General features: G+C 70.4%; 23 protein-coding genes and 1 tRNA gene. 9 read left to right on the top strand and 15 right to left on the bottom strand.

Annotation, left to right across the window (positions count from 1 at the left end; translation table 11 throughout):
• The first annotated feature begins 68 nt into the window (after positions 1-68).
• Positions 69-218 carry a hypothetical protein gene (locus tag AC07DC_RS37055; RefSeq protein ID WP_478919059.1) on the top strand — a complete coding sequence of 50 codons (150 nt, stop codon included), beginning with the start codon at positions 69-71 and terminating at the stop codon, positions 216-218.
• Between the two features lie 152 nt (positions 219-370).
• Here AC07DC_RS37055 and AC07DC_RS37050 read toward each other — a convergent pair whose 3' ends face one another.
• From AC07DC_RS37050 to AC07DC_RS37040, 3 genes are all read right to left on the bottom strand, one after another.
• Positions 371-2,614: an MMPL family transporter gene (locus AC07DC_RS37050; protein WP_478919058.1), complete on the bottom strand. Its 2,244-nt coding sequence runs from the start codon at positions 2,612-2,614 to the stop codon at positions 371-373.
• 135 nt (positions 2,615-2,749) lie between these two features.
• Positions 2,750-3,346, bottom strand: a complete 597-nt coding sequence (locus AC07DC_RS37045; protein WP_478919056.1) for a TetR/AcrR family transcriptional regulator — start codon at positions 3,344-3,346, stop codon at positions 2,750-2,752.
• A gap of 186 nt (positions 3,347-3,532) precedes the next feature.
• Complete coding sequence (locus tag AC07DC_RS37040) at positions 3,533-4,228, bottom strand: alpha/beta fold hydrolase (RefSeq protein ID WP_478919054.1); 696 nt, start codon at positions 4,226-4,228, stop codon at positions 3,533-3,535.
• Positions 4,229-4,454: 226 nt separating this feature from the next.
• On the opposite strand from AC07DC_RS37040, the gene AC07DC_RS37035 reads away from it, so the two are divergent.
• On the top strand, positions 4,455-5,489 hold the full coding sequence (locus AC07DC_RS37035) for a LacI family DNA-binding transcriptional regulator (protein WP_478919052.1): 1,035 nt from the start codon (positions 4,455-4,457) through the stop codon (positions 5,487-5,489).
• Positions 5,490-5,610: 121 nt separating this feature from the next.
• Here AC07DC_RS37035 and AC07DC_RS37030 read toward each other — a convergent pair.
• The 7 genes from AC07DC_RS37030 to galU all read right to left on the bottom strand — a co-directional run bounded on the left by AC07DC_RS37030 (position 5,611) and on the right by galU (position 10,822).
• Positions 5,611-5,684, bottom strand: a tRNA-Ala gene (locus tag AC07DC_RS37030).
• A 71-nt stretch (positions 5,685-5,755) separates the two neighbouring features.
• Positions 5,756-6,820: a divisome protein SepX/GlpR gene (gene sepX / locus AC07DC_RS37025; RefSeq protein WP_478919051.1), complete on the bottom strand. Its 1,065-nt coding sequence runs from the start codon at positions 6,818-6,820 to the stop codon at positions 5,756-5,758.
• A gap of 117 nt (positions 6,821-6,937) precedes the next feature.
• Entirely contained in the window at positions 6,938-7,558 is a 621-nt protein-coding gene (locus AC07DC_RS37020; protein ID WP_478919134.1) for a GNAT family N-acetyltransferase, read from the bottom strand.
• Complete coding sequence (locus AC07DC_RS37015) at positions 7,555-8,043, bottom strand: MogA/MoaB family molybdenum cofactor biosynthesis protein (RefSeq protein ID WP_478919049.1); 489 nt, start codon at positions 8,041-8,043, stop codon at positions 7,555-7,557. The genes AC07DC_RS37020 and AC07DC_RS37015 overlap by 4 nt, the downstream gene beginning before the upstream one ends.
• Positions 8,040-8,522, bottom strand: a complete 483-nt coding sequence (moaC, locus tag AC07DC_RS37010; RefSeq protein ID WP_478919047.1) for a cyclic pyranopterin monophosphate synthase MoaC — start codon at positions 8,520-8,522, stop codon at positions 8,040-8,042. The genes AC07DC_RS37015 and moaC overlap by 4 nt, the downstream gene beginning before the upstream one ends.
• 102 nt (positions 8,523-8,624) lie before the next feature.
• Positions 8,625-9,908 carry a molybdotransferase-like divisome protein Glp gene (gene glp / locus AC07DC_RS37005; RefSeq protein WP_478919045.1) on the bottom strand — a complete coding sequence of 428 codons (1,284 nt, stop codon included), beginning with the start codon at positions 9,906-9,908 and terminating at the stop codon, positions 8,625-8,627.
• 5 nt (positions 9,909-9,913) lie between these two features.
• Complete coding sequence (galU, locus tag AC07DC_RS37000) at positions 9,914-10,822, bottom strand: UTP--glucose-1-phosphate uridylyltransferase GalU (RefSeq protein ID WP_478919043.1); 909 nt, start codon at positions 10,820-10,822, stop codon at positions 9,914-9,916.
• 81 nt (positions 10,823-10,903) lie between these two features.
• On the opposite strand from galU, the gene AC07DC_RS36995 reads away from it, so the two are divergent.
• Positions 10,904-11,497 (top strand): 5-formyltetrahydrofolate cyclo-ligase, encoded by a 594-nt coding sequence (locus AC07DC_RS36995; protein ID WP_478919042.1) that lies wholly within the window; start codon positions 10,904-10,906, stop codon positions 11,495-11,497.
• A gap of 42 nt (positions 11,498-11,539) precedes the next feature.
• Here the strand turns inward: AC07DC_RS36995 and AC07DC_RS36990 are convergent, their stop codons facing one another.
• Positions 11,540-14,242, bottom strand: a complete 2,703-nt coding sequence (locus AC07DC_RS36990) for a penicillin acylase family protein (protein WP_478919041.1) — start codon at positions 14,240-14,242, stop codon at positions 11,540-11,542.
• Between the two features lie 185 nt (positions 14,243-14,427).
• On the opposite strand from AC07DC_RS36990, the gene AC07DC_RS36985 reads away from it, so the two are divergent.
• The 6 genes from AC07DC_RS36985 (at position 14,428) to mscL (ending at position 20,275) form a co-directional block, all read left to right on the top strand.
• A complete protein-coding gene (locus AC07DC_RS36985; RefSeq protein ID WP_478919132.1) occupies positions 14,428-15,915 on the top strand; it encodes a potassium/proton antiporter in 1,488 nt (495 codons plus the stop codon).
• A gap of 241 nt (positions 15,916-16,156) precedes the next feature.
• Positions 16,157-17,455 carry an MFS transporter gene (locus tag AC07DC_RS36980; protein WP_478919039.1) on the top strand — a complete coding sequence of 433 codons (1,299 nt, stop codon included), beginning with the start codon at positions 16,157-16,159 and terminating at the stop codon, positions 17,453-17,455.
• Positions 17,456-17,521: 66 nt separating this feature from the next.
• Positions 17,522-17,839: an FmdB family zinc ribbon protein gene (locus tag AC07DC_RS36975; protein WP_478919038.1), complete on the top strand. Its 318-nt coding sequence runs from the start codon at positions 17,522-17,524 to the stop codon at positions 17,837-17,839.
• A 104-nt stretch (positions 17,840-17,943) separates the two neighbouring features.
• The gene (locus AC07DC_RS36970; protein ID WP_478919036.1) at positions 17,944-18,792 is read left to right on the top strand and encodes an S-methyl-5'-thioadenosine phosphorylase; all 849 of its coding nucleotides are present in this window, start codon (positions 17,944-17,946) and stop codon (positions 18,790-18,792) included.
• Between the two features lie 460 nt (positions 18,793-19,252).
• Positions 19,253-19,714 (top strand): hypothetical protein, encoded by a 462-nt coding sequence (locus tag AC07DC_RS36965; protein ID WP_478919034.1) that lies wholly within the window; start codon positions 19,253-19,255, stop codon positions 19,712-19,714.
• 102 nt (positions 19,715-19,816) lie between these two features.
• Positions 19,817-20,275 (top strand): large conductance mechanosensitive channel protein MscL, encoded by a 459-nt coding sequence (gene mscL / locus AC07DC_RS36960; protein ID WP_478919032.1) that lies wholly within the window; start codon positions 19,817-19,819, stop codon positions 20,273-20,275.
• Between the two features lies 1 nt (position 20,276).
• On the opposite strand, the gene AC07DC_RS36955 is transcribed toward mscL, so the two are convergent.
• The 4 genes from AC07DC_RS36955 to AC07DC_RS36940 form a co-directional block, all read right to left on the bottom strand.
• Positions 20,277-20,489, bottom strand: coding sequence for a hypothetical protein (locus AC07DC_RS36955; RefSeq protein WP_478919031.1), 213 nt, complete (start codon positions 20,487-20,489; stop codon positions 20,277-20,279).
• A 78-nt stretch (positions 20,490-20,567) separates the two neighbouring features.
• The gene (locus tag AC07DC_RS36950) at positions 20,568-20,924 is read right to left on the bottom strand and encodes a hypothetical protein (RefSeq protein ID WP_478919029.1); all 357 of its coding nucleotides are present in this window, start codon (positions 20,922-20,924) and stop codon (positions 20,568-20,570) included.
• Positions 20,921-21,565 (bottom strand): Rieske (2Fe-2S) protein, encoded by a 645-nt coding sequence (locus tag AC07DC_RS36945; protein WP_478919027.1) that lies wholly within the window; start codon positions 21,563-21,565, stop codon positions 20,921-20,923. Before AC07DC_RS36945 ends, AC07DC_RS36950 begins: the two co-directional genes overlap by 4 nt.
• Positions 21,562-22,161 carry a 4Fe-4S dicluster domain-containing protein gene (locus AC07DC_RS36940; protein ID WP_358786468.1) on the bottom strand — a complete coding sequence of 200 codons (600 nt, stop codon included), beginning with the start codon at positions 22,159-22,161 and terminating at the stop codon, positions 21,562-21,564. Before AC07DC_RS36940 ends, AC07DC_RS36945 begins: the two co-directional genes overlap by 4 nt.
• Positions 22,162-22,167 lie beyond the last annotated feature (6 nt).

The following is a 22,167-nucleotide window of genomic DNA, read 5'->3' as shown; positions in this document are numbered from 1 at the left end:
CGTTCAAGTGGCCCGCCACGGCAAGGGCGAGGCGGGCGCTGGACACGATGACGAGGGGGAATGTCCGGATGTCGCGAATCATCACCGACAGCTACGAGCGGGAGCTCCAGCACCGGCACGAGCAGCGGAACAGCGCCGGTACGGGCCGGTCGTTCCGCCAGTGGATCGACTACGTCGGCGCCCTGGTGCGCGCCAGGAGACAGGCCCGCGGCGGCTAGCGACTGTGGCTCCGGTTCGGGGGTACGACACAGGGCCCGGCGATTCGCCGGGCCCTGTCCTGCGCGCCGTCCCCCCGTCCCCACGGGGAGGGCGCGTCATGGGGCCGCCGTCGAGCTCTCCGCCAACCGGCGGCCCCGGTCGATGTGCCGCGTCAGACGCGGCTGGGCTCCTGCACCCGCTCGGGCGCGGAACCGGCGGCCTGCGCCGCCAGGTTCTTCTGGAGCTGTTCGCCTTCGACGTCGACGTTCGGCAGCGCCCGGTCGAGCCAGCGCGGCAGCCACCAGGCGGCCTTGCCGAGCAGGGCCAGGACCGCCGGAACGACGGCCATGCGCACCACGAACGCGTCGAACGCGACGGCGATGGCGAGGCCGAAGCCCATCATCTTGATCATCGATTCGGACGAGCCGATGAAGCCCGCGAAGACGCTGATCATGATGACGGCGGCCGCGGCGACCACGCGGGCGCCGTGCGTGAAGCCGGTGACGATTGCCTGGCCGGGCCGTTCGCCGTGCACGTACGCCTCACGCATTCGCGTGACGAGGAAGACCTCGTAGTCCATCGCGAGACCGAACACCACACCGATCATGAAGATCGGCATCATGCTCATGATCGGCCCGGTCTGCTCGACACCGAGCAGGCTCGCGAGCCAGCCCCACTGGAAGACCGCGACGACGGCGCCGAGGGCTGCGACCACCGAGAGCAGGAAGCCGAGGGCCGCCTTCAGCGGCACCAGCACCGAGCGGAAGACCACCATCAGGAGCAGGAACGCCAGCCCGACGACGAGCGCCAGATACGGCAGCAGCGCGTCGTTGAGCTTCTGCGACACATCGATGTTCATGGCCGTCGTGCCGGTGACCAGCGTCACGGCGCCCGTCTCGGACTTCAGTCCGGCCGCCTGGCCGCGGATGGTGTGGACCAGGTCCTCGGTCTCCAGGCCGCTGGGCTTGGACTTCGGGACGACCGTCAGCATCGCGGTGTCGCCGGCCTTGTTGAAGGCGGGCTCGGTGACCTTCTCGACGTCCGCCATCCCGGAGATGGTCTTGGAGATCTTGTCGAGGGCCGCCTTCGGGTTGTCGCTGTTCGCGGCGTCCACGGCGATCATCAGCGGGCCGTTGAAGCCGGGGCCGAAACCGTCCGAAAGCAGGTCGTACGCCTTGCGCTGCGTGGTGCTGACCGGCTGCGAGCCGTCGTCCGGCAGACCGAGCTCCAGGCTGGCCGCCGGGATGGCGATCGCGCCCAGGCCGAGCACACCCACTACGAGCACCCAGATCGGGCGGCGCAGGACGAACCTGGCCCAGCGGGTGCCCATGTTGGGCTTCTTCGCGGCGGCGGAACCGGCGCCGTCAGCGGCGTCGTCCTTGATCCCCTTGAGGCCCTTGCGCACCTTGCGGCCGAGCACCCGGTGCTTGGCGAAGCCGAGCAGCGCCGGGATCAGGGTGAGTGCGATGAGGACCGCGATGGCGACCGTGCCGGCCGCCGCGAGGCCCATCTTGGTGAGCATCGGGATGTTGACGACGGCGAGGCCCGCAAGCGCGATCAGGACCGTGAGGCCCGCGAAGACCACCGCGGATCCGGCGGTGCCCACGGCCCGGCCGGCCGCGTCCTCCGATTCTCGGCCCTCGGTCAGCTCGTGCCGGAAGCGCGAGACGATGAAGAGCGCGTAGTCGATACCGACCGCGAGGCCGATCATCATCGCCAGGGTGGACGTGGAGCTGCCCAGATCCAGCACGTTGGCGAGCGCGGTGATCGACGAGACGCCGATGCCCACGCCGATGAGCGCGGTCAGCAACGGCAGTCCGGCGGCGACCAGCGACCCGAAGGTGACGAGCAGGACGACCGCGGAGATACCGATACCGATGATCTCGGTGGCACCGGTCTCGGGCATCGCCTGCAGCGCGTCACCACCGATCTCGACGGTGAGCCCGGCGTCACGGCCGTGCTGCGCGGCGTCCTTGAGCGCGTCGCGGTCCTTGTCGGTCAGCTCCATCGAGGTGAGCTTGTACTTCACCGACGCGTAGGCGGTGCTGCCGTCCTTGCTGACGGCCTTCGACTCGAAGGGATCGGCGACAGAACTCACCTGCGCGCCGGTCTTCAGCTCCTTGACGACGTTCTCGACGGCGGCCTTCTGCGCGCCGACGTCCACCTTCTGCCCGCCGGGGGCCGTGAACACCACCCGCGCGGAAGCACCGTTGGCACTGGCGTCCGGGAAGCGCTGCTCCATCAGGTCGAAGGCCTTCTGCGCCTCCGTGCCGGGTATCGAGAAACTGCTCGACGTGGAAGTGGAGGCCGATGCGGCGCCGACTCCGGCGAGTACCAGCAGAGCCACCCATGCGAGGGCGACATACCGGCGTCGCCTGAAGGCGAACCGGCCGAGTTTGTAAAGGAAAGTAGCCACGAGTCGCGGCGCTCCCGTCAGGTCGAGGAAAAAAGGGCGTACGGTGCCTGCCCGACGACGAGAGCGGCGTGTCAGGTGGGGCCTTGTTTCCGGTGGATCGGCGGTGGGATCAGGCGGTTGATCCGGCCGGTCGGATCAGGTCAGACGCAGGGCGGGGAGTACCACCGCGTCGATGTATCGGAAGGCGAATTCGGGGTCGGGATCGACTCCCTCGATCAGCGGCCGCCCCATCGCGGCGCCGATCAGCATGTGCGGTACGAATTGCCTGGCGGGGACATCCGCCGCCAGTTCGCCACGCTCCACAGCACGTTGCAACATGCCGTCGAAGGCGGCCATTTCCGGTTCGATGAGCAGTTGCCGCAGTGCCTGGAACAGGTCCGGATTCTGGTGCGCGGCCTGTCCCAGCGCCCGCATCAGTTCGTTGTCCCGCTTCGAGTCGCCCGTCGCGTCGTGGCACCGCACCAGCTCGCGCAGGTCGCCCCGCACCGTTCCGGTGTCGATGTCCTCGATGCGCACCGGCTTGGTGTGCCGCAGCGCGGTGGCCACCAGCTCGGGCTTGCCCTTCCACTGGCGGTAGAGCGTGGCCTTGCTGGAGCGGGTGCGCGAGGCGATCGCGTCCATGGTGAGCGCCTCGTAACCCACCTCCCGCAGCATCTCGACCACCGCGGCGTAGAACTCCTGCTCGCGTTCGGGGGTGAGCCTGGTGCGGCGTGCCGGGGCATCCATCGACATCCTCGGCCTCCCATCCAAACGAAACGGTTTCGTACAGCTGACTCCTAGAGAGTAGAACACCACCCATCGAAACGGAAACGTTTCGATGGGTGGTGTGAGTCACGTTGTCCGTCTTTACGTCCGGACTGCCGCCCTTTACGTACGGTTTTGCCGGGCGGCACTCCCCCGCGGAGGGCCTGTGGCAGCTCAGATCCAGCCGTCCAGCGAACGGAGGAATCCGTCGAAGTCGTCGCGGTGGATGGTGTGGCCGGCGCCCACGACCGTACGGATCCCGAAGCCGCGCTCGCTGAGCAGTCCCGCATCGTCCGGGCCGATCAGGAAGCTGTTCTCCGCGAGCTGCACGAGCGACGGGACGGCGGGCTTGTGCGGCAGGTAGCCGGCGAGCGGCCGGCCGCCCAGGAAGGCGGCGGAGTCGGTGTCCCACAGCGCCAGGGTGGCGAGCTCCACGTCCACGTCCGCCTCCTCCCAGCGCGGGTTCAGGCCGGCGATCTGCTCACGCGTGGCCCGGGCGAAGTGGACGAAGATCGCCGGGTCGACCTGCTGCGCGGGATCCGCCGAGGCCCAGGCGGGGTCGGAGTAGACGGCCCGCGCGGGCGCGAGGCGCTCGACGGCGAGCGACAGCGCCAGCCCGCCCAGCGAGTGCCCGATGGCCAGCTCCGCGCCGCCCGGCAGCGTCTCGACGAGGTCGTCGGCGAAGAGCTCGGGGGTGTACTCGCCGCGGGCGCTCTCGCCGTGACCGCGCAGGTCGACGGCGATGACCCGGTAGCCCTTGTCCGCGAGCGCGGGACCGACCCGGCGCCAGGTGCGATGGTCGGACATGATGCCGTGGACCAGGAGCGCGGTCCGGTCGCCGGTGCCCCACTCGCGGGTGTTGAGCTTCATGATGTTGATGCCTTTCCTGCTGTTGGGGGCTCTGCCGGAGGGTTCCGTCTTCGGGCGCGCGTTTCGGGTGCGGTCTCGGGCCCTGCTTGGTGCGGTCTCGGGCCCTGCTCCGGGCGCTGTTTCGGGCGCCTGCGGTTACACCTGTCGCATGACACGTGTAACTATAGATGTAGCACCCACCCCGGACCCTCGGCCAGACCCGATCTCTGAAAAGATGCCGATCGGAATGACACAGCCACTCGAGCCCACGAACCCCCCGGCCACGCCGACCAGCACCGATGTCGCGCGTCTCGCCGGAGTGTCCCGCGCCACCGTCTCGTACGTCCTGAACGCCCAGGCCGCCGGGCGCGTCAGCACGCGGACCCAGGACCGGGTGCGCGCCGCCGCCGAAGAGCTGGGCTACGTGCCGCACGCCGCGGCCCGCACGCTGCGGGCCGGGCACTCCGGCCTCGTCCTGCTGACCACCCCGACCGGTCCGATCCCCAGGATCGGCGCGCTCTTCGGCGACTTCCTGATGGAGCTGCAGGGCGCCCTGCACCGGCTCGGCTACACCAGCGTCTGGCACGGCCCCGTCGCGGGCGCCGGCGAGCAGGCGGCGCGCGCCTGGGCGGAACTGCGCCCAGCCGCCGTCCTCGCCCTGCCCGGCACCGGCCTGACCCCGTCCGCCGTCGAGCTGCTCAAGCGCTCCGGCACCCGCGCCGTCCTCACCCTCGGCATGCAGCCGGTGGCCGGCGCGCACGCCCTCCTCCTCGACCAGGAGATGCTCGGCGCCCGCGCCGGCACCCATCTGCTGGAGCGCGGCCGCCGCCGGATCGGCGTCATCATGCCGACCGAGTCGGGCCTCGACCTCTTCAGCGTTCCGCGCCTCGCGGGCGTCCGCACTGCCGCCGCCAGCGAGACCGGCGCCCATGTCGAGCCGCTCACGCTCGACTGCACCGAGGAATCGGCGGCCGAACTCGCCGCCCGCTGGCCCCGGCTCGGCCTCGACTCCCTCTTCGCCTACAACGACGAGTACGCGATGCTCGTGATGCGCGCCTTCCAGGACGCGGGCCTCACCGTCCCCGCGGACGTCGCCGTCGTCGGCGCCGACGACCTCCTGCTGGCCCGCCTGCTGCGGCCCCGCCTCACCAGCGTCCACTTCGACATCATCCCAACGGCCCGCATCGTCGGCCTGGTCGACCGCGCCATCCGCGAACCGGAAACCGCCCCAGAGACCCACCAGTTGACCCGGGTGGTCGTCTCCGCCCGCGACTCCGGCTGACCTCCAACCCACCCCGCGAGCGCACCCGCGCGCCCCTCGCACCTCCGGAAAACCCCCGGGAGCACCCCCGAACACCAAAAAGCCCCTGGCGGGTTTCCCCGCCAGGGGCTTTGAGCTGCGGTGGACCTGTGGGGATTTGAACCCCAGACCCCCTCGATGCGAACGAGGTGCGCTACCAGACTGCGCCACAGGCCCTTGCAACGAGGAAAACGATAGCACCCTCTCGGGGGTGGTTGTTAACGAGATCCTCGCTGGTCACCGATCGGTCACTCGTTGGCGGCGCGCGGCCGGTCCGGGTCCGCGTACTGGTCGAACAGCGGGGTGCGGGAACGGTCGCGGGAGCGGCGGCCGGTGGTGGGGCGGGGGAGCTCGCGCTCGGGCTCCGGCTCGGGGGTCGCGGCCGGCGCCGGGGTAGCCGGCGCGTGGCCCGGCGTGGTGCCGGAGCGGGCCGAGCTCCAGTTGCCCGGGGCGGTGAAGTCGATGCCGCCCGGGGTGCGGGGCGCGACCGGCGCGGTGACGTAGGTCGGCAGCGGCACCGGGACGGGGTCCCAGCCGTCGTCAGGGGCGGCGTGCTGCTCGCGCTGCTGCTGGTCCACCCACTCCGCGTGGTCGGTCTGCTCGACGAGGGCCCGCCGGTCCGCGGTGCGCGGCGAGGTGGCGGGCTCGGGCTCGTCGGCGAGATCCGTTTCGTCGTCCATCGCGGGGCGCCGGCGGTCGCGCAGCCGCACCGCGGCGTCGGCGGCCCGGCGCTGGTCGATCTTGACCTCGAAGCGGCGGCGCTCCTGGCGGCGCAGGTGGCCGATGTAGAGGGTCAGCAGCGCGGCCGGCGCCGCCGGCGCCCACAGGAACGCGAGGCCGCCCACCGCGGCGACGATCGCGCCGACGGTGAAGGCCAGGAAGAGGAGCGTGGTGGTGCGGCGGCGGCGCGCGAGGACCTTGGCCCGGGGGTTGGGCACCGCGGCAGAACGTTGCGCCTTCTGCTGCGCCGGGGCCGAGTGGTGCACCCCGGAGGAGTGGTGCGCCGGGGCGGACTGCTGTGCCGGAACGGCCGCCGGGGCGGGCTTGATCTCGGTCGCGGGCACGGCGAGGCCCCGGACGTCCACCACGTCGTTGGCGGACACCGGTGCATCGGCGGGCTGATCGCTCTCATCGCGCGCTTTCGCGACGCGACGCTCCATCCCCGCCCTTCCGGACAGCAGCCGGATGGCGGTGCTGAAGCGTTCCGTCGGACGCGCTTCGTTGAGCTCATCCTGCCTACGGAGCCACATCGGCACCAAGTAGGCAGCCCAGGCCCCGACGATGACTGCGTAGATGAGGCCACTACTGCTCACGGATTACACGGTAGGTGCCGCAGAGACACGCCATACGCAATTCCGCACGGTGTGTCGCACGATCTGGCTGATATGCCGAGATTTTTTTGTGATCGGGTTCATTTTCGAACGTTTATTTTATTTCTGCGGCGTTCCCGGCCTGGCCTGGTGCCATCGGTTGACCAACCCCTCCGGCACTTCCTCGGCCGTCAACGCGAACACCAAGTGGTCTCGCCACGCACCGTCGATGTGGAGATAGCGCGGGCGCGGACCCTCCTCGCGAAATCCGAGCTTTTCCACGACGCGGCGGCTGGGGATGTTCTCCGGCCGGATGCACACCTCGACCCGGTGCAGCCCGACATGGCGGAAGCAGTGGTCGACGGCGAGCGCGACGGAAGTCGGCATGACTCCGCGTCCGGCGACCGATTCGTCGACCCAGTAACCGACATGGGCGGAGCACATCGAGCCCCAGGTGATGCCGGCGACGGTGAGCTGGCCGGCCAGTCGGCCCTGGTACTCGATGACGAAGGGCAGCATGCGGCCCGCGCTCGCCTCCGAGCGCAGGTGGCGCACCATCTGACGGTACGTGGGGCGCTGGGCGACATGGCCGGGCGGCGCGGGCGGCACGGTGGCCTCCCACGGGCGCAGCCATTCGCGGTTGCGGCGGTTGACCTCGCGCCAGGAGCGTTGGTCACGCATCCTGATCGGGCGGAGGGTGATGTCACCGTCCACCAGCTCGGCCGGCCAGGACGCGTTCAGCTCGGTCTCCCGGTTTGAGGGTGGTCGCCGCCGCGGATCTGGTCGACGGCGTGGACGAGGAGCGGGGCGAGCACTTCCAGGCCGTCCTTGACGCCACCGGTCGAGCCCGGAAGGTTCACCACCAGGGTGCCGCCGGCCACGCCCGCGATGCCACGGGAGAGCACCGCGGTGGGCACCTTCTCCCGCCCGGCGGCCCGGATCGCCTCGGCGATGCCGGGGATCTCGTAGTCCAGCACGCCGCGGGTGACCTCGGGAGTGCGGTCGGTGGGCGAGATTCCGGTGCCGCCGGTGGTCACGACCACGTCGTAGGAGGCCGTCACGGCGTCCCGCAGGGCCTGCCCGACGGGTTCCCCGTCCGGGACGACCCGCGGGCCGTCGGTCTCGAAGCCGAGCGCCTGCAGCGCCGCGACGATCAGCGGCCCGCCGCGGTCCTCGTAGACGCCCGCGGCGGCGCGGTTCGACGCGGTGACCGCCAGCGCCCTCATGGCCGCTGCCAGTCGCCGGACTTGCCGCCGGTCTTCGTCTCGACCCGGACGTCGGTGATCACGGCGGCCTTGTCCACGGCCTTGACCATGTCGATGACGGTGAGGGCGGCGACGGTGACGGCGGTCAGCGCCTCCATCTCGACGCCGGTGCGGTCCGTGGTGCGCACGGTCGCGGAGATCTCCACGGCCTCGTCGGTGACGGCGAGGTCGAGCGTCACCCCGGAGAGCGCGAGCGGGTGGCAGAGCGGGATCAGGTCCGGAGTCCGCTTGGCGCCCATGATGCCCGCGATGCGCGCGGTGGCGAGGGCGTCGCCCTTGGGAACGCCCTCACCGCGCAGCAGCTCGATCACGCGCGGGGCGACGATTACCCGGCCGGTGGCGCGGGCCGTGCGGGCGGTGACGTCCTTGCCGGAGACGTCCACCATCCGGGCCGCACCGGCCTCGTCGATATGGGTGAGGTGCTCTTGCGCGCTGCTCATCGTTCTCCCGGTCCGGTCCTCTGGGCAGCCACCGTACCGGGAGGGGGCAGCAAAAAAGCCCCAGGCCCTTCATCGGGAGGACTCGATCAGCACCACACGCGCCTAATCCAGCCGGATCACGTCGACCTCGGCGCCCTTGTCCACGGAGGTGGTGTCCTCCGGAACGACGATCAGGGCGTTGGCGTGCGCGAGCGATCTGACCAGGTGCGACGCGGAACCGCCGACCGGCGTCACCGTGCCGTTCGCGTACTTGCCGCGGAGGAACTGGCGCTTGCCCGCGGGCGAGGATGCGATCGCCGTGTCGCAGACCGCGCGCACGACCTCGCGGTGGACGGCTCCGGCGCCCATCAGGGTGCGGATCGCGGGGCGTACGAAGAGCTCGAAGGAGACGTAGGCGCTGACCGGGTTGCCGGGCAGGGCCAGCAGCGGGATGCGGTCAGGGCCGATACGGCCGAAGCCCTGGGGCTTGCCGGGCTGCATGGCGAGCTTGCGGAAGTCGACGCGGCTCTCGTCGTCCTCGATCGAGGCGAGCGCCTCCTTGACGACGTCGTACGCGCCGACGCTCACACCGCCGCTGGTGACGATGATGTCGGCCCGGATGAGCTGGTCCTCGATGGTGGCACGCAGTGTCTCGACGTCATCGGCGACGGCGCCCACCCGGTACGCGATGGCGCCCGCGTCCCGCGCGGCGGCGGTCAGCGCGAAGCTGTTGGAGTCATGGATCCGGCCGGGGCTGAGCTCCTCGCCGGGCTGCACGAGCTCGCTGCCGGTCGACATCACCACGACGCGGGGCCGCGGCCGCACCCGGACGCTGCCGCGGCCGATGGCGGCGAGCAGGCCGATCTGCGGCGGGCCGAGGATCGTGCCGGCGGCGAGCGCCAGCTCCCCCGCGGCGACGTCGCTGCCGCGGGCCCTTACGTACTGGCGTGCCTCGACGGGACGGTGCACCCGGACCTCGCCGCTGGCACCGGCCGGATCCGTGCTGTGCGCCCGCATGGTGGTGGCCGGTCCGCCGCCGGTGCCCGCGTCGGTCCACTCGACGGGGACGACGGCCTCCGCGCCGGGCGGCAGCGGGGCGCCGGTCATGATGCGGGCGGCCTGGCCGGGGCCGACGGTGGGCAGCTGGTCGCTGCCCGCCGCGACATCGCCGACGACGGTCAGGACCGCCGGATGCGCGTCGGTGGCTCCGTCGGTGTCCGCGGTACGCACCGCGTAGCCGTCCATGGAGCTGTTGTCGAAGGGCGGCAGCGCCACCGGGACGGTGACGTCCTCGACGAGGACGCAGCCCTGGGCATCGAGGAGTTGCAGCTCGATCGACTCCAGCGGGGACAGCTGCCCGAGGATGTTGTCGAGGTGCTCGGAGACAGACCAGATTCGGTCAGCCACGGTGCTCAATCTTGCATCTCCTCGGTCACGTACGAGCGGAGCCAGGTCCGGAAGTCCGGGCCCAGGTCTTCACGTTCGCACGCGAGTCTGACAATGGCGCGCAGATAGTCGGCGCGGTCGCCGGTGTCGTAGCGGCGGCCGGTGAAGACCACGCCGTGGACCGGGCCGCCGTCGTCGACGCGGTGGGACATCTCCCGCAGCGCGTCGGTGAGCTGGATCTCCCCGCCGCGGCCGGGCGGAGTCTTCTTGATCGCGTCGAACACCGCCGGGTCCAGGACGTACCGGCCGATGATCGCGTACGAGGACGGTGCCTCGCCCGCGGCGGGCTTCTCGACCAGGTCCGTCACCCGCACCACGTCGTCCTCGGCGGTGGGCTCGATCGCCGCGCAGCCGTAGAGGTGGATCTGCGCGGGGTCGACCTCCATGAGCGCGATGACGCTGCCGCCGAACCGCTCCTGGATGTCGATCATGCGCGACAGCAGCGGGTCCCGCGGGTCGATCAGGTCGTCACCGAGCAGCACCGCGAAGGGCTGGTCCCCCACATGCGGCTCCGCGCACAGCACGGCGTGCCCCAGACCCTTCGGGTCACCCTGGCGCACGTAGTGCATGGTCGCCAGGTCGCTGGACTCCCGCACCCGCGCCAGCCGCGATTCGTCGCCCTTGCGGGTCAGCGCCTCTTCGAGTTCGTAGTTCCGGTCGAAGTGATCTTCCAGGGCGCGCTTGTTCCGACCCGTGATCATCAGCACGTCGCTGAGGTTCGCCGCCCGCGCCTCCTCCACCACGTACTGGATCGCCGGCTTGTCGACGACCGGGAGCATCTCCTTGGGAGTGGCCTTGGTCGCGGGCAGGAACCGCGTGCCGAGACCCGCCGCCGGGATGACGGCCTTGGTGATCCGAGTACGTGCTTGAGTCATGCCGTGCACCATAACCGCTACGCGTGAGGCGAAGATGAAGTTCCAGTTGATAACGGCTGATAGGCGGCGGTAGTGCGGGGTATGAGCGACGACCACGGTACCAAGGCGGCACTGCGCACCGAGTTGCTGCGCCTGCGGCGCGCGCTGACGCCGCAGGAGCGCGGGACCGCCGCCGTCGCACTGGCCGGCCGGGTGGCTGACCTGCCGGAGGTCCGGACCGCCGGCACCGTCGCGGCCTATGTGTCGATGGGTACGGAGCCGGGCACCCGCGAGCTGCTCGACGTACTGCGCGCGGCCGGCACCCGCGTGCTGCTTCCCGTGCTCATGGCCGATAACGACCTGGACTGGGCCGAGTACGAGGGCCCGCGGGCGCTGGAGCGCACGGACCGGGGGCTGTTCGAGCCGACCGGCGCGCGGCTGGGACCCGACGCGGTGACGCGGGCCGGCGTGGTCCTGCTGCCGGGGGTCGCGGTGGACGGGTACGGGACGCGGCTGGGACGCGGCGGGGGCTCGTACGACCGCGTGCTGGCGCGGCTGGAGCGGGCGGGCTCCACTCCGTCGCTCATGGTGCTGCTGTACGCGAACGAGGTGGTCGCCTCGGTCCCGAAGGAACCGCACGACCACCCCGTGCACCTCGCGGTGACCCCCGAGGGGACCCACCGCTTCACCACCTGACAGCGGCACCGGACCTGGCAGCGGCACCGGCCACCACCCGCGCTACGGCGTGAGCGCCATCTTGTCGTCCGTCGCGCCGTCCACCTTGGGCCTGGAGAAGACCCAGGGCAGGAGTTCGCCCTTCGCCCACAGCGCGGTCTGGTCGGAGTAGTGCGCGTTGTACGCGTGCCCCGAGGCCCCGGTGAGGTTGATCCAGCGGGACTTGTCGAAGTCCTCGAGGTTGACGATCATGCGCATCGACGGCACCCAGACGACGTCGTAGCCGCCGGCCGCGTTCCAACCCGTCGCGTTGACGGCCGCCTCGCCGCCGCCGAGCTGCCACGGGCCGCGGTTGAGCAGCCACCTCACCACGGCGGGACCGCCGGTGCCCAGTGTCTGGTTCTTGAGCTCCAGCTTGTGCAGCCGGCCCCAGCTCCAGGTGTCGATGTCCTTGCCGAGCTTGGCGGTCAGCTCGTACCGCGCGTCCTGCATCGCCTGCTTGAGGAGCTGGTCGCGGGTGGTGTGCGCGGACGGGGGCGCGCTGCTGTCGAAGAACGCGGTCGGCGACATCGTCCACCAGGCGTTCTTCTCGTCCGGAAGGATCTTGCGGACCACCTCGAACCAGCGGTCGCCACCGTCGGGCTGCGCCTGGTCGGCGGCGCGCTCACCGCACTCGGTGACCGTCTCGCTCTTGCCGTCGAGGTTGTCGACGGGCCCCGACTGGTCGGCGGCCGGGACGCGCAGGCACTGGTCCTCAGGGCGCAGTTCCTTGGGCAGCTTGTTGCCGAAGGCGAGCTTGAGGGTGTTGCGCCAGACGGCGTTGAAGTAGGCGGCCGCCGCGGAATCGGCGTCCTGGTTGAAGTCCCAGCCCTCCAGCAGCTGCTGGGCGTCGCGGACGTAGGAGTCCTTGACGTCGACCTTGAGCAGATAGGGCACCAGCAGCTTGGCGATCTCGCTGCTGCTGTCGGACTGCATGCTCTGCATGTCGTCCATGGAGACCTTGCCGCCGTCCTTGATCTTGGACGCGATGAGGTCGTTGATGCGCTGGCTGCGGGCGCCGTAGCCCCAGTCCTTGGTCAACATCGGGCCGTACTTGTCCTCGTCGATCACGGCCTGGTTGGCGGTGACGATGTAACCGCGCTGGGGGTTGTACTCCCACGGCATGGACTTGAACGGGATGTAGCTGCTCCAGGCGTACCGCGGGTCCCAACCGGGCGCCGGGTAGCGGCCGTCGCCCTTGCCGCGGACCGGGACCTGGCCGGGGGCCTGGTAGCCGATGTTGCCCTGCTTGTCGGCGTAGATCAGGTTCTGCGACGGGACCGCGAAGTCGGCGGCCGCGGCCCGGAACTGGGTGAAGTCCTGCGCCTTGTCGATCTCGAAGACCGCGTCCATGCTCTTGCCGGCGTCGAGCGCGGTCCACCGCAGAGCCACCGCGTAACCGCCGTTGCGGTCCGGGGCGGCGTCCTGGACGGGCGCTGTCTCGCCGACCCGCTGCAACTCGTCGGCCCGGTCGGAGATCACCGGGCCGTTGTTGGTGGTGCGCACGACGATCTCTCGGTCGTCACCGCCCGCGACCTTGATGGTCTCCTTGTGGGTGCCGAACAGCACCTGCTTGCCGTCGTAGAGGTAGGTGTTCGCGGTGACCTTCTCCAGATAGAGGTCGGTCACGTCGGCGCCGAGGTTGGTCATCCCCCAGGCGATGTTCTGGTTGTGGCCGATGACGACACCGGGCATTCCGGAGAACGTGTACCCGGCCACGTCGAACGGGCAGGCCGCGCCGACGGTGCGGCAGTGCAGGCCCATCTGGTACCAGAGGGACGGCATCTGCGGGGCCAGGTGCGGGTCGTTGGCCAGCATCGGCTTGCCGGTGGTCGTGTACGTGCCGGAGACGACCCAGGAGTTGGATCCGATGCCGTTGCCCGACGGGCCGAGGAGGTTGGGCATCTGGTCGATGATCTCGGAGAGCCCGGAGAGCTGGCTGTTCAGGGCGTTGGCAGCTATCGGGGTGTTCCCGGCGCCGGCCGGTGTGTACTTCTTGGTGATCGGGTCGAGCTTGCCGCCGTCGACGATCGGCTGGTGCCGCTGGTACGGGTAGCCCGGGTAGAGCTGCTCGATCTTGGCGCTGTCGAGCCGGCTGGTCATCAGCGCCCGGTCGATCTCCTCCTGCATGTTGCCGCGCAGGTCCCAGGCCATGGCCTTGAGCCAGGCGACGGAGTCGACCGGGGTCCACTGCTCGGGCTTGTAGTTGTTGGAGAACGACAGGGCCGCGTACTCGACGGACAGGCTCGCACCGCTGTGGTCCTTCAGATAGGCGTTGACGCCGTCCGAATAAGCCTGCAGGTACTTCTTGGTGGTCGGGTCGAGCTTGTTGTCGTACTCCTTCTGCGCGATGCCGTGCCAGCCGAGGGTGCGCAGAAACGCGTCGGTCTCGACCTGACCGGAGCCGAACATTTCCGACAACCGCCCCGAAGTGAGGTGGCGTCGGACATCCATCTCGTAGAACCGGTCCTGCGCCTGGACGAAGCCCTGGGCCCGGAAGAGGTCCTCGGAGGTGTCCGCGTAGATCTGCGGGATGCCGTTGCCGTCGCGCTGCACGTCGACCGGCGCGGTCAGGCCCTTGAGTTTCAGCGATCCGGTGGTCTCGGGGAACGAGGCGCGCACGGTGCTGACGCTCCAGTACGACCCGTATCCGATGCCTCCCACCAGCAGGACCACGAACGCGATCACAAAGAGGCGAAGGCGGCGGGACTTCTTCTTGGCGGGCATCTCTGTCCTTCGAGGGGCAGGGTGGACCGGGTGCTCTTGGTACTGGATTGGTGCTGGAGCAACCATAGGCGCAGCGATCGGGGGACCCCTACGCGGAGTCATCGTTGACCGCGGAAGTTCAAGTACCGGTAAAATGTTAGGCAAGGCAATGAACTTCTCCCTGGCCTTCGAGGAAGGACCGCGCCCTGACTGTCCACCGTCTCAACGAACTCCTGTTGATCGGCGCCCTCGTGCTGCTCATCGCGGTGGTCGCCGTGCGACTCGCGTCCCGCAGCGGTCTGCCCACGCTGCTCATCTACCTCGGCATCGGCGTCGCGATCGGCCAGGACGGTCCGTTCGGCTTTACCTTCGACGACGTCCAGCTGACCCAGGTCCTGGGCTATGCGGCACTTGTGGTGATTCTTGCCGAAGGTGGACTCGGCACGAAGTGGCAGGAGATCAAACCGGTGGTGCCCGCCGCCGCCGTGCTCTCGACGTTCGGCCTGCTGCTGAGCGTCTTCATCACGGCGGGCGCGGCCCACTATCTGGTGGGACTGGACTGGCGGCAGGCGCTCATCATCGGGGCGGTGGTCTCGTCCACCGACGCGGCGGCGGTCTTCTCCGTCCTGCGCAACGTCCCGCTACCGAAACGAATCACCGGCGTGCTCGAAGCCGAATCCGGCTTCAACGACGCCCCGGTCGTCATCCTCGTGGTCGCCTTCTCCACCGCGGGACCGGTCGACCACTGGTACCTGCTCCTCGCCGAGGTGGTCGCGGAACTGGCGATCGGTGCCACGCTCGGCCTCGCGGTCGGCTGGCTCGGCGCCTACGCGCTGCGGCACATCGCCCTGCCCGCCTCCGGCCTCTACCCGATCGCGGTGATGGCCATCGCGGTCTTCGCCTACGCCGCCGGCGCGACGGCCCACGGTTCCGGATTCCTCGCCGTCTACATCGCCTCCCTGATACTGGGGAACGCCAAACTGCCGCACCGGCCGGCCACCCGCGGCTTCGCCGAAGGGCTCGGCTGGATCGCGCAGATCGGCCTCTTCGTCCTGCTGGGTCTGCTCGTCACCCCGCACGAACTCGGCGACGACATCCTCCCTGCGCTGATCATCGGCCTGATCCTGACCGCTGTGGCCAGACCGCTGTCGGTCACCGCGAGCCTGGCGCCGTTCCGTATCCCCTGGCGCGAGCAGGCGCTGATGTCCTGGGCCGGGCTGCGCGGCGCCGTGCCCATCGTGCTGGCCACCATCCCGATGGTGGCGGGCGTGCCCGACAGCCGCCGGATATTCAACATCGTCTTCATCCTGGTGATCGTCTACACCCTGGTGCAGGGCCCGACCCTGCCCTGGCTCGCCCGGCGGCTGCGCCTGGGCGTCCGCGACGGGGCCGCCGACCTCGGCATCGAGTCGGCGCCGCTGGAGCGGCTGCGCGGACACCTGCTCTCGGTGTCCATCCCGGAGGAGTCCCGGATGCACGGCGTGGAGGTCAACGAACTGCGACTGCCGTCCGGGGCGGCCGTCACGCTCGTCGTACGGGACGGGTCCAGCTTCGTACCGCTGCCGAACACGGTGCTGCGGCGCGGCGACGAGCTACTGGTCGTCGCCACCGATCCGGTCCGGGACGCCGCGGAGCGGCGGCTGCGCGCAATCGGAAGGGGCGGAAAGCTCGCGACCTGGCTGGGCGAGGGGTGAGCGAGGTCTCAGCGGGAGGCGAGCGACAAACCCAGACAAATGGCACTGAGTGCCGCTAAGCTGGGCCGGTACGTCTTGAGCACAACATCTTGACTACGTACGTGTCGAATACACAGACCTCTGTCTGACGCAGAGCTGGCGCGACGGAGTGGCCACGGTCACCCCATGTCTTGCGCGAGCGGACAGCTCTCGGCGCCATCCGTGACGGATGCCGCTACCAGGCAGCACAAAGGACCAAGCCGTGGCATCCACGGTGAACCACCAGCCGGACAGCCGCACCACCAAGCGGCCCGGTTACGGACAACTCCTGCGCACACCCCGCGCCTGGACCTTCCTGCTGCCCGGTTTCGCGGCCCGGCAGCCCTTCGCGATGCTCACCATCGGCATCGTGCTGCTCGTCCAGAACACCACCGGCTCGTACGGCACGGCAGGCGCCGTGGCCGCGGTGACCGGTGTCTCCATGGCGATCTTCGCGCCGCAGAACGGCAAGCTCGCCGACCGTTTCGGGCAGAGCGCCGTCCTGCTGCCGGGTGTTCTCGTACACACGGCCTCCGTCGTCCTGCTGACCGTGCTGGCCCTGTCGCACGCCCCGCTGTGGGCGCTGTTCGCGGCGGCCGTGCCGGCCGGCGCCTCGGTGCCGCAGATCGGACCGATGGTCCGGGCCCGGTGGGCGGCCAAGCTGGACGGCTCGCCCTTGATGTCGACCGCCGCGGCCTTCGAGTCCGTGACGGACGAGTTCACCTTCGTCATCGGCCCGGTACTGGCCACCGCGCTGTGCACGGGCGTGCACCCGGCCGCCGGCCTGATCGCCGAGGCCTCCCTCACCCTGGTCGGTGGTCTGTTCTTCGCCGCCCAGCGCAGCACCGCCCCGGCGCCCAACCGGACCGTCGACGGTGTCCGCGCGAAGAACGCCTCGGCGCTGAGCGTCCCGGGCGTCAGGGCGCTGGCCGTGGCCTTCCTCGGTATCGGCGCGGTCTTCGGCGGCATGCAGGTCGGACTGACGTCCTTCAGCGAGGAAATCGGCCGCCAGGGCATCGCCGGACTGCTGTACGGCACCTTCGCGGCGGGCAACATGCTGGCCGGAGTCGTCTGCGGAGCCATTGCCTGGCGCCGCAGCCCGCAGAGCCGGCTGCTGATCGCGTACGCGGCGCTGGCGCTGACCTGCTCCGCGCTGTGGGCCGTGCACTCGGTGCCACTGCTCGGCGCGCTCGGCCTGCTCATCGGACTGTGCATCGCTCCCGCACTGATCACCGGCTACACCCTGGTCGAATCCCTGGTGCCGGCTACCGCCCGCACCGAGGCCTTCACCTGGCTGACCGGCTCGGTCGCGCTGGGCCAGGCCATCGCGGTGACGGCCGCGGGACAGCTGGCCGACCGGGTCAGCGCGAGCGCCGCCTTCGTGGTGCCGCTGGCTGGTACCGCGCTGGCGCTGGCCACCCTCGTGGCGCTGCGCAAGCGGCTCAAACCACGCTCCGAGGGACGGATCGTCCAGGGTTCGGCACGTGGGATGAGTCACCGCGTGCCGGTCACGGTGGACTGACGCGGCGGAATGCTGCACTATTGAATGTCGTTAGCACTCATCGAGTGAGAGTGCCAGGAGGATCAAGTGCCGACGTACCAGTACCAGTGCACCGAGTGCGGCGAGGGCCTCGAGGCGGTGCAGAAGTTCAGCGATGACGCTCTGACCGTTTGCCCGACCTGCAGCGGACGCCTGCGCAAGATCTTCTCGGCGGTCGGGGTCGTGTTCAAGGGTTCCGGTTTCTACCGGACCGACAGCCGTGGCTCGTCCTCGGCGAGCACCCCCGCGGCCAAGAGCAGCTCGGATGCGAAGCCTTCGACGACGTCCGCGCCGTCCTCGGCCGCCTCGTCCGGCAGCTCCTCATCCGGTTCGAGCAGCTCTTCCAGCGGGTCTTCCGCAGCCTGATCGCTGAGCACGGGTGAGCCGCAAGGCTTACGCGTCGATGACGGACCCCGCCGATCCAGTCGGCGGGGTCCTCGTCGTATCCGGCCGCCGTTAGGGTGATCCGCATGGTGGAGAGCAGCGGTACTCGGGCCGATATCGGCGTCATCGGCGGGTCAGGTTTCTACTCGTTCCTCGAGGATGTGACCGAGATCACGGTGGAGACCCCCTACGGTCCGCCGAGCGACTCGCTCTTCCTCGGCGAGGTGGCCGGCCGGCGGGTGGCGTTCCTGCCGCGGCACGGCCGCAAGCACCATCTGCCGCCGCACAGGATCAACTACCGGGCCAACCTGTGGGCGCTGCGCTCGGTCGGCGCCCGCCAGGTGCTCGGCCCGTGCGCGGTGGGCGGCCTGCGCGCGGAGTTCGGCCCCGGCACTCTGCTGGTGCCCGACCAACTCGTGGACCGCACGAAGTCGCGCGTCCAGACGTACTTCGACGGTGAGGTGCTGCCGGACGGCGGGCAGCCGAACGTCGTGCACGTCTCGCTGGCCGACCCGTACTGCCCGGTGGGGCGGCGGGTCGCGGTGGAAACCGCGCGGGCGGGCGGCTGGGACGCGGTCGACGGCGGGACGCTGGTCGTCGTCGAGGGGCCCCGGTTCTCCACCCGGGCGGAGTCCCGGTGGCATGCGGCGCAGGGCTGGGCGGTGGTCGGCATGACCGGGCACCCCGAGGCGATCCTCGCGCGCGAACTCGGTCTCTGCTACACGTCCTTGACGCTGGTGACGGATCTGGACGCGGGCGCCGAGACGGGCGAGGGAGTCTCCCACGAGGAGGTTCTCGAGGTCTTCGCGGCGAACGTCGACCGGATGCGGACGGTGCTGTTCGACGTGGTCGGCGGGCTGCCGCCGATCGCGGAGCGGGAGTGCCTGTGCGTGGACCCGTGGGGCGGTCAGGACCCGGGGATCACGCTGCCGTAGGCAGGTTCGCGCAGGCAGGTTCGCGTAGGCGGTTTCGCGTAGGCAGGTTCGCCTAGGCGGTTTCGCGTAGGCAGGTTCGCCTAGGCGGTTTCGCGATGGCAGGTTCGCGGTGGCAGGTTCGGTGATTTCACCCGCGCGGGTGGCGGAGTTTTCCACAACCGGTGAGTAATCCACAGGCCCGAAGGGGCTGTTGGCGGGATGCGCGATCGTAGAGATCTCAGCCGCGGAGATCACTTCGGATCCCCGCGGAGATCCCTTCGAGGCGGTGGTCATCGTGCCCGCATTTCCCCATTCCTCTTCCTCTCTTTCTCCCGCCACTTCCCCTTCTCCCACCACTCCCGCTCCCCCGGATTCCTACGCGCTCCCGCGCTGCGTCGTGCCGCCCTTCCAGCCGATCCGGGCCGGTGGCGGTCGAGGGAGGATCCGGCTGCGGCCGACGGTGCGCCGCAGGCGGCGGGCCGTGGCCGCGGGGCTGGCGATGGCCGCCGCCACGCTGGCGGCCGCCGCGCCGCGCGCGGACTCCAGGCCGCCGCGCTATGAGCCACGGGCGCCCGCGGCGGCACAGGACGCCCGGAGCACGCGAGCCATGGCGCCTGCCCATGAAGTAGCAGCAGCTCAGGACGTGCGCGACGCCCGGGACATGGTGCGGGCGCCGGTGAGGATCGCGGACGCGGCGGCGGTGCGGCTATTGCGGCCCGGCGACCGGGTGGACGTGCTGGCCGCCGACCGGGTGGTGGCCGTGGCGGCGCCGGTGGTGTCGGTGCCGGCGGACGGCGGCGGGGCGGGCGGCGTCGCGTACGGGGGCGGGACTGTCGGACGGTCCGGCGAGGGCGCGTTGATCGTGCTGTCGGTGCCACGCCGGACGGCTGCCGTCATCATGGGCGCGGCGGCGTCAACTCCCTTGGCGGTGACGCTGTGCTGACTCACTCTTTCGTGTGTACGGATTGGACATCCCACTCCCGGAATGCCGTAGGTTGCGGGACTTGCTGTGCCGTCAACTGTGCGCGGGGAAAGAGAGAATTCAGTGAGCGACGAGAAGCAGACCGGAATCCTGGGCGGCTTCAAGGAATTCCTGATGCGCGGGAATGTGATCGACCTGGCCGTCGCCGTCGTCATCGGTGCCGCGTTCACCAGCGTCGTGAGCTCTGTGGTCAAGGGCGTCATCAATCCCCTGGTCGGTGCGTTCGGCACCAAGGATCTGGAGCACTACCGCTCGTGCCTCAAGGGCCCCTGCGTGGTGAACGCCGCGGGCGACGCGGTGAGCGGTATTCCGATCCTGTGGGGCTCGGTGCTCAGCGCGGTCCTCACGTTCGTGATCACCGCCGCGGTGGTCTATTTCCTGATGGTGCTGCCGATGTCCCGCTACCTGGCGAAGAAGGCGGCGCGGGTCAGGCAGGAGGCCGTGGTGCAGGCGGACGCGGAAGCCGCCGAGGTGGCGCTGCTGCGCGAGATCCGCGACGCCATGGTGTCGCAGCGCAGCTGAGTCAGATGTGGTGCGGGGGCTTCTCGTCGAGGAAGCGGGCGAGGTCGTCGCCCCCGCCGCCGGACGGCCGCTCGCCCCAGCCCCCGTCCGTGTCGTCGGACGACTGCCGGCTCAGCGGATCGTCGAAGACCAGCGCGGCGGCGGGGTCACGCCGCGGCTTCCCGGGCCGGGCGGCGGGCTGGGGGTCGGTCTCAGGTTCGGGAGCGGTGCTCATGCCTCCAGGGTACGGCCGCAGGCCGGCGGGGCGGCTCCGCGCCCTCGCGGGCACCGGGCCGGCCCGGGCCGGTCCGCGTCATCGGTCCTTCGGGTCGAGCAGCCAGATACCGAGCACCACCAGGAAGGACGCGCCGAGGAAGCCGGCGCACCACCAGGCGGTGGACGTGTTGCCCTGCATCCATTCGTTGACGCCGATGGAGAGCGCCCACAGCTGGCCGATGACGACCGTGATCGCCAGCGCCAGCCGGGCGGAGAGTTTGGCGGAGCGTTCGGGATCCTGGTCGGTGCCGGCGCCAGGCCCGGGACCGGTGTGGCGGACCCGGGGGTCGCCGTAGCCGCTGGTCGCGCGGATCTGCGGGTAGCGCTCGCGCACCGGGCGGTTCAGCCGCGACTGGTCGCTGCCGGGGTGGTAGGGCGGCGGGGTGTCCGTCATGTGCGTCGGCCTCCGTCGGTGATGGGGCTTCTCGCTCCGGCGCCGGAGCAGCCGAGCCGGCCGGCCACTTCGGGGCGGGCTTCGCGGAGCTGGCGGCAGAGCCCCTCTTCGGCGCTCTCTCCGGAGCGAGCGGTGCCGATGGCCCAGACGCTGCCGTCTCCCCGCTCGACGAGGACCACCTTGGGCAGTCCGCGCGGTGGCGGGCCGGCGGTGACGTCGCCGGTGCGGGCGTCGAAGACCCCCTCGTGGCACGGGCAGTACAGCTCGCCCTCGCTGCCCCGTTCCGCCCGCCACAGCACCGCGCAGGCCAGGTGAGTGCAGATCGCTGAGTAGCCGACGAGCGTGCCGTCGGCCATCCGTACCGCGACCGCCCGGTCGTCCTCGCCCGGGTAGCGGAAGGAGAGGGACTGTCCACGTTCGATGCGGTCGGCGATCTTCTTCGGATCGGCCGCGCCGTCACCGTGGCGGTGCAGCACCCCCGCCGCGACGGCCACCCCGCCGACGGCGAGCCCGCCGGAGACGGTGGCGACGATCCGCAGATAGTCCCGGCGGGTGGTCAGCGAATCGGCGCTGATCCGGTCGTGCAGGGCCTCCTGCTCCGGATCCGGCTGCGCGTCCGGGTGCTCAGTGGTGGTTGTCATCGGACATCGACCCCGTTCACCTCGACGATCGGCAGCCCGCCGGGCACCGGCCACTGGACCTTGTCGGCGGGGACGACCATCGCCACACCCGTCTTGACCATCACGTCGCCGAACGCGAAGGAGTCGGCGACCTCGACACCGGGCCGCTCGGCCTGCAGTTCCTCGAGCGTTCCGTAGAACAGGGCGCCGGTCGGGCAGACGGTGGCGCACATGGGGGCGAGGCCGTACTCGGTGCGGTCGTAGCAGAGGTTGCACTTCATCTGGAGCTTCGCCTGCAGGTCGATCTTCGGGATGCCGAAGGGGCAGGCGTTGACGCAGTTGGCGCAGCCGATGCAGCGGGTCAGGTCCGCTTCCTGCACCACGCCGTCGGGGGTGATGAGGATCGCGTCGGCTGGGCAGACCTCGGCGCAGGGCGCGACGGGGTCCTCGCAGTGCATGCAGACGCTGGGCAGCGAGGCGACGCTGAGACCCTGGTCGGGGTAGTCGAGGTGGATCATCGACTTGCCCCGGTGCGAGTCGCATTCGCGGCAGGCGGAGACGCAGGCCTGGCAGCCGATGCAGCGGCCCGGGTCGATGAAGATCGTCCGTCCCATCATGACCGG

Source organism: Streptomyces sp. NPDC045021 (assembly GCF_056432645.1).
The sequence above is the reverse complement of the archived record's forward strand: the minus strand, read 5'-3'. Positions and strand labels throughout refer to the sequence as shown.

Excerpts from the sequence above, each read along its gene's own strand:
- AC07DC_RS37055 (WP_478919059.1), top strand. The coding sequence starts at position 69 with ATGTCGCGAATCATCACCGACAGCTACGAGCGGGAGCTCCAGCACCGG.
- AC07DC_RS37045 (WP_478919056.1), bottom strand. The coding sequence starts at position 3,346 with ATGTCGATGGATGCCCCGGCACGCCGCACCAGGCTCACCCCCGAACGC.
- AC07DC_RS37040 (WP_478919054.1), bottom strand. The coding sequence starts at position 4,228 with ATGAAGCTCAACACCCGCGAGTGGGGCACCGGCGACCGGACCGCGCTC.
- AC07DC_RS37035 (WP_478919052.1), top strand. The coding sequence starts at position 4,455 with ATGACACAGCCACTCGAGCCCACGAACCCCCCGGCCACGCCGACCAGC.
- AC07DC_RS37015 (WP_478919049.1), bottom strand. The coding sequence starts at position 8,043 with ATGAGGGCGCTGGCGGTCACCGCGTCGAACCGCGCCGCCGCGGGCGTC.
- moaC (WP_478919047.1), bottom strand. The coding sequence starts at position 8,522 with ATGAGCAGCGCGCAAGAGCACCTCACCCATATCGACGAGGCCGGTGCG.
- galU (WP_478919043.1), bottom strand. The coding sequence starts at position 10,822 with ATGACTCAAGCACGTACTCGGATCACCAAGGCCGTCATCCCGGCGGCG.
- AC07DC_RS36995 (WP_478919042.1), top strand. The coding sequence starts at position 10,904 with ATGAGCGACGACCACGGTACCAAGGCGGCACTGCGCACCGAGTTGCTG.
- AC07DC_RS36990 (WP_478919041.1), bottom strand. The coding sequence starts at position 14,242 with ATGCCCGCCAAGAAGAAGTCCCGCCGCCTTCGCCTCTTTGTGATCGCG.
- AC07DC_RS36970 (WP_478919036.1), top strand. The coding sequence starts at position 17,944 with ATGGTGGAGAGCAGCGGTACTCGGGCCGATATCGGCGTCATCGGCGGG.
- AC07DC_RS36955 (WP_478919031.1), bottom strand. The coding sequence starts at position 20,489 with ATGAGCACCGCTCCCGAACCTGAGACCGACCCCCAGCCCGCCGCCCGG.
- AC07DC_RS36950 (WP_478919029.1), bottom strand. The coding sequence starts at position 20,924 with ATGACGGACACCCCGCCGCCCTACCACCCCGGCAGCGACCAGTCGCGG.
- AC07DC_RS36945 (WP_478919027.1), bottom strand. The coding sequence starts at position 21,565 with ATGACAACCACCACTGAGCACCCGGACGCGCAGCCGGATCCGGAGCAG.
- AC07DC_RS36940 (WP_358786468.1), bottom strand. The coding sequence starts at position 22,161 with ATGATGGGACGGACGATCTTCATCGACCCGGGCCGCTGCATCGGCTGC.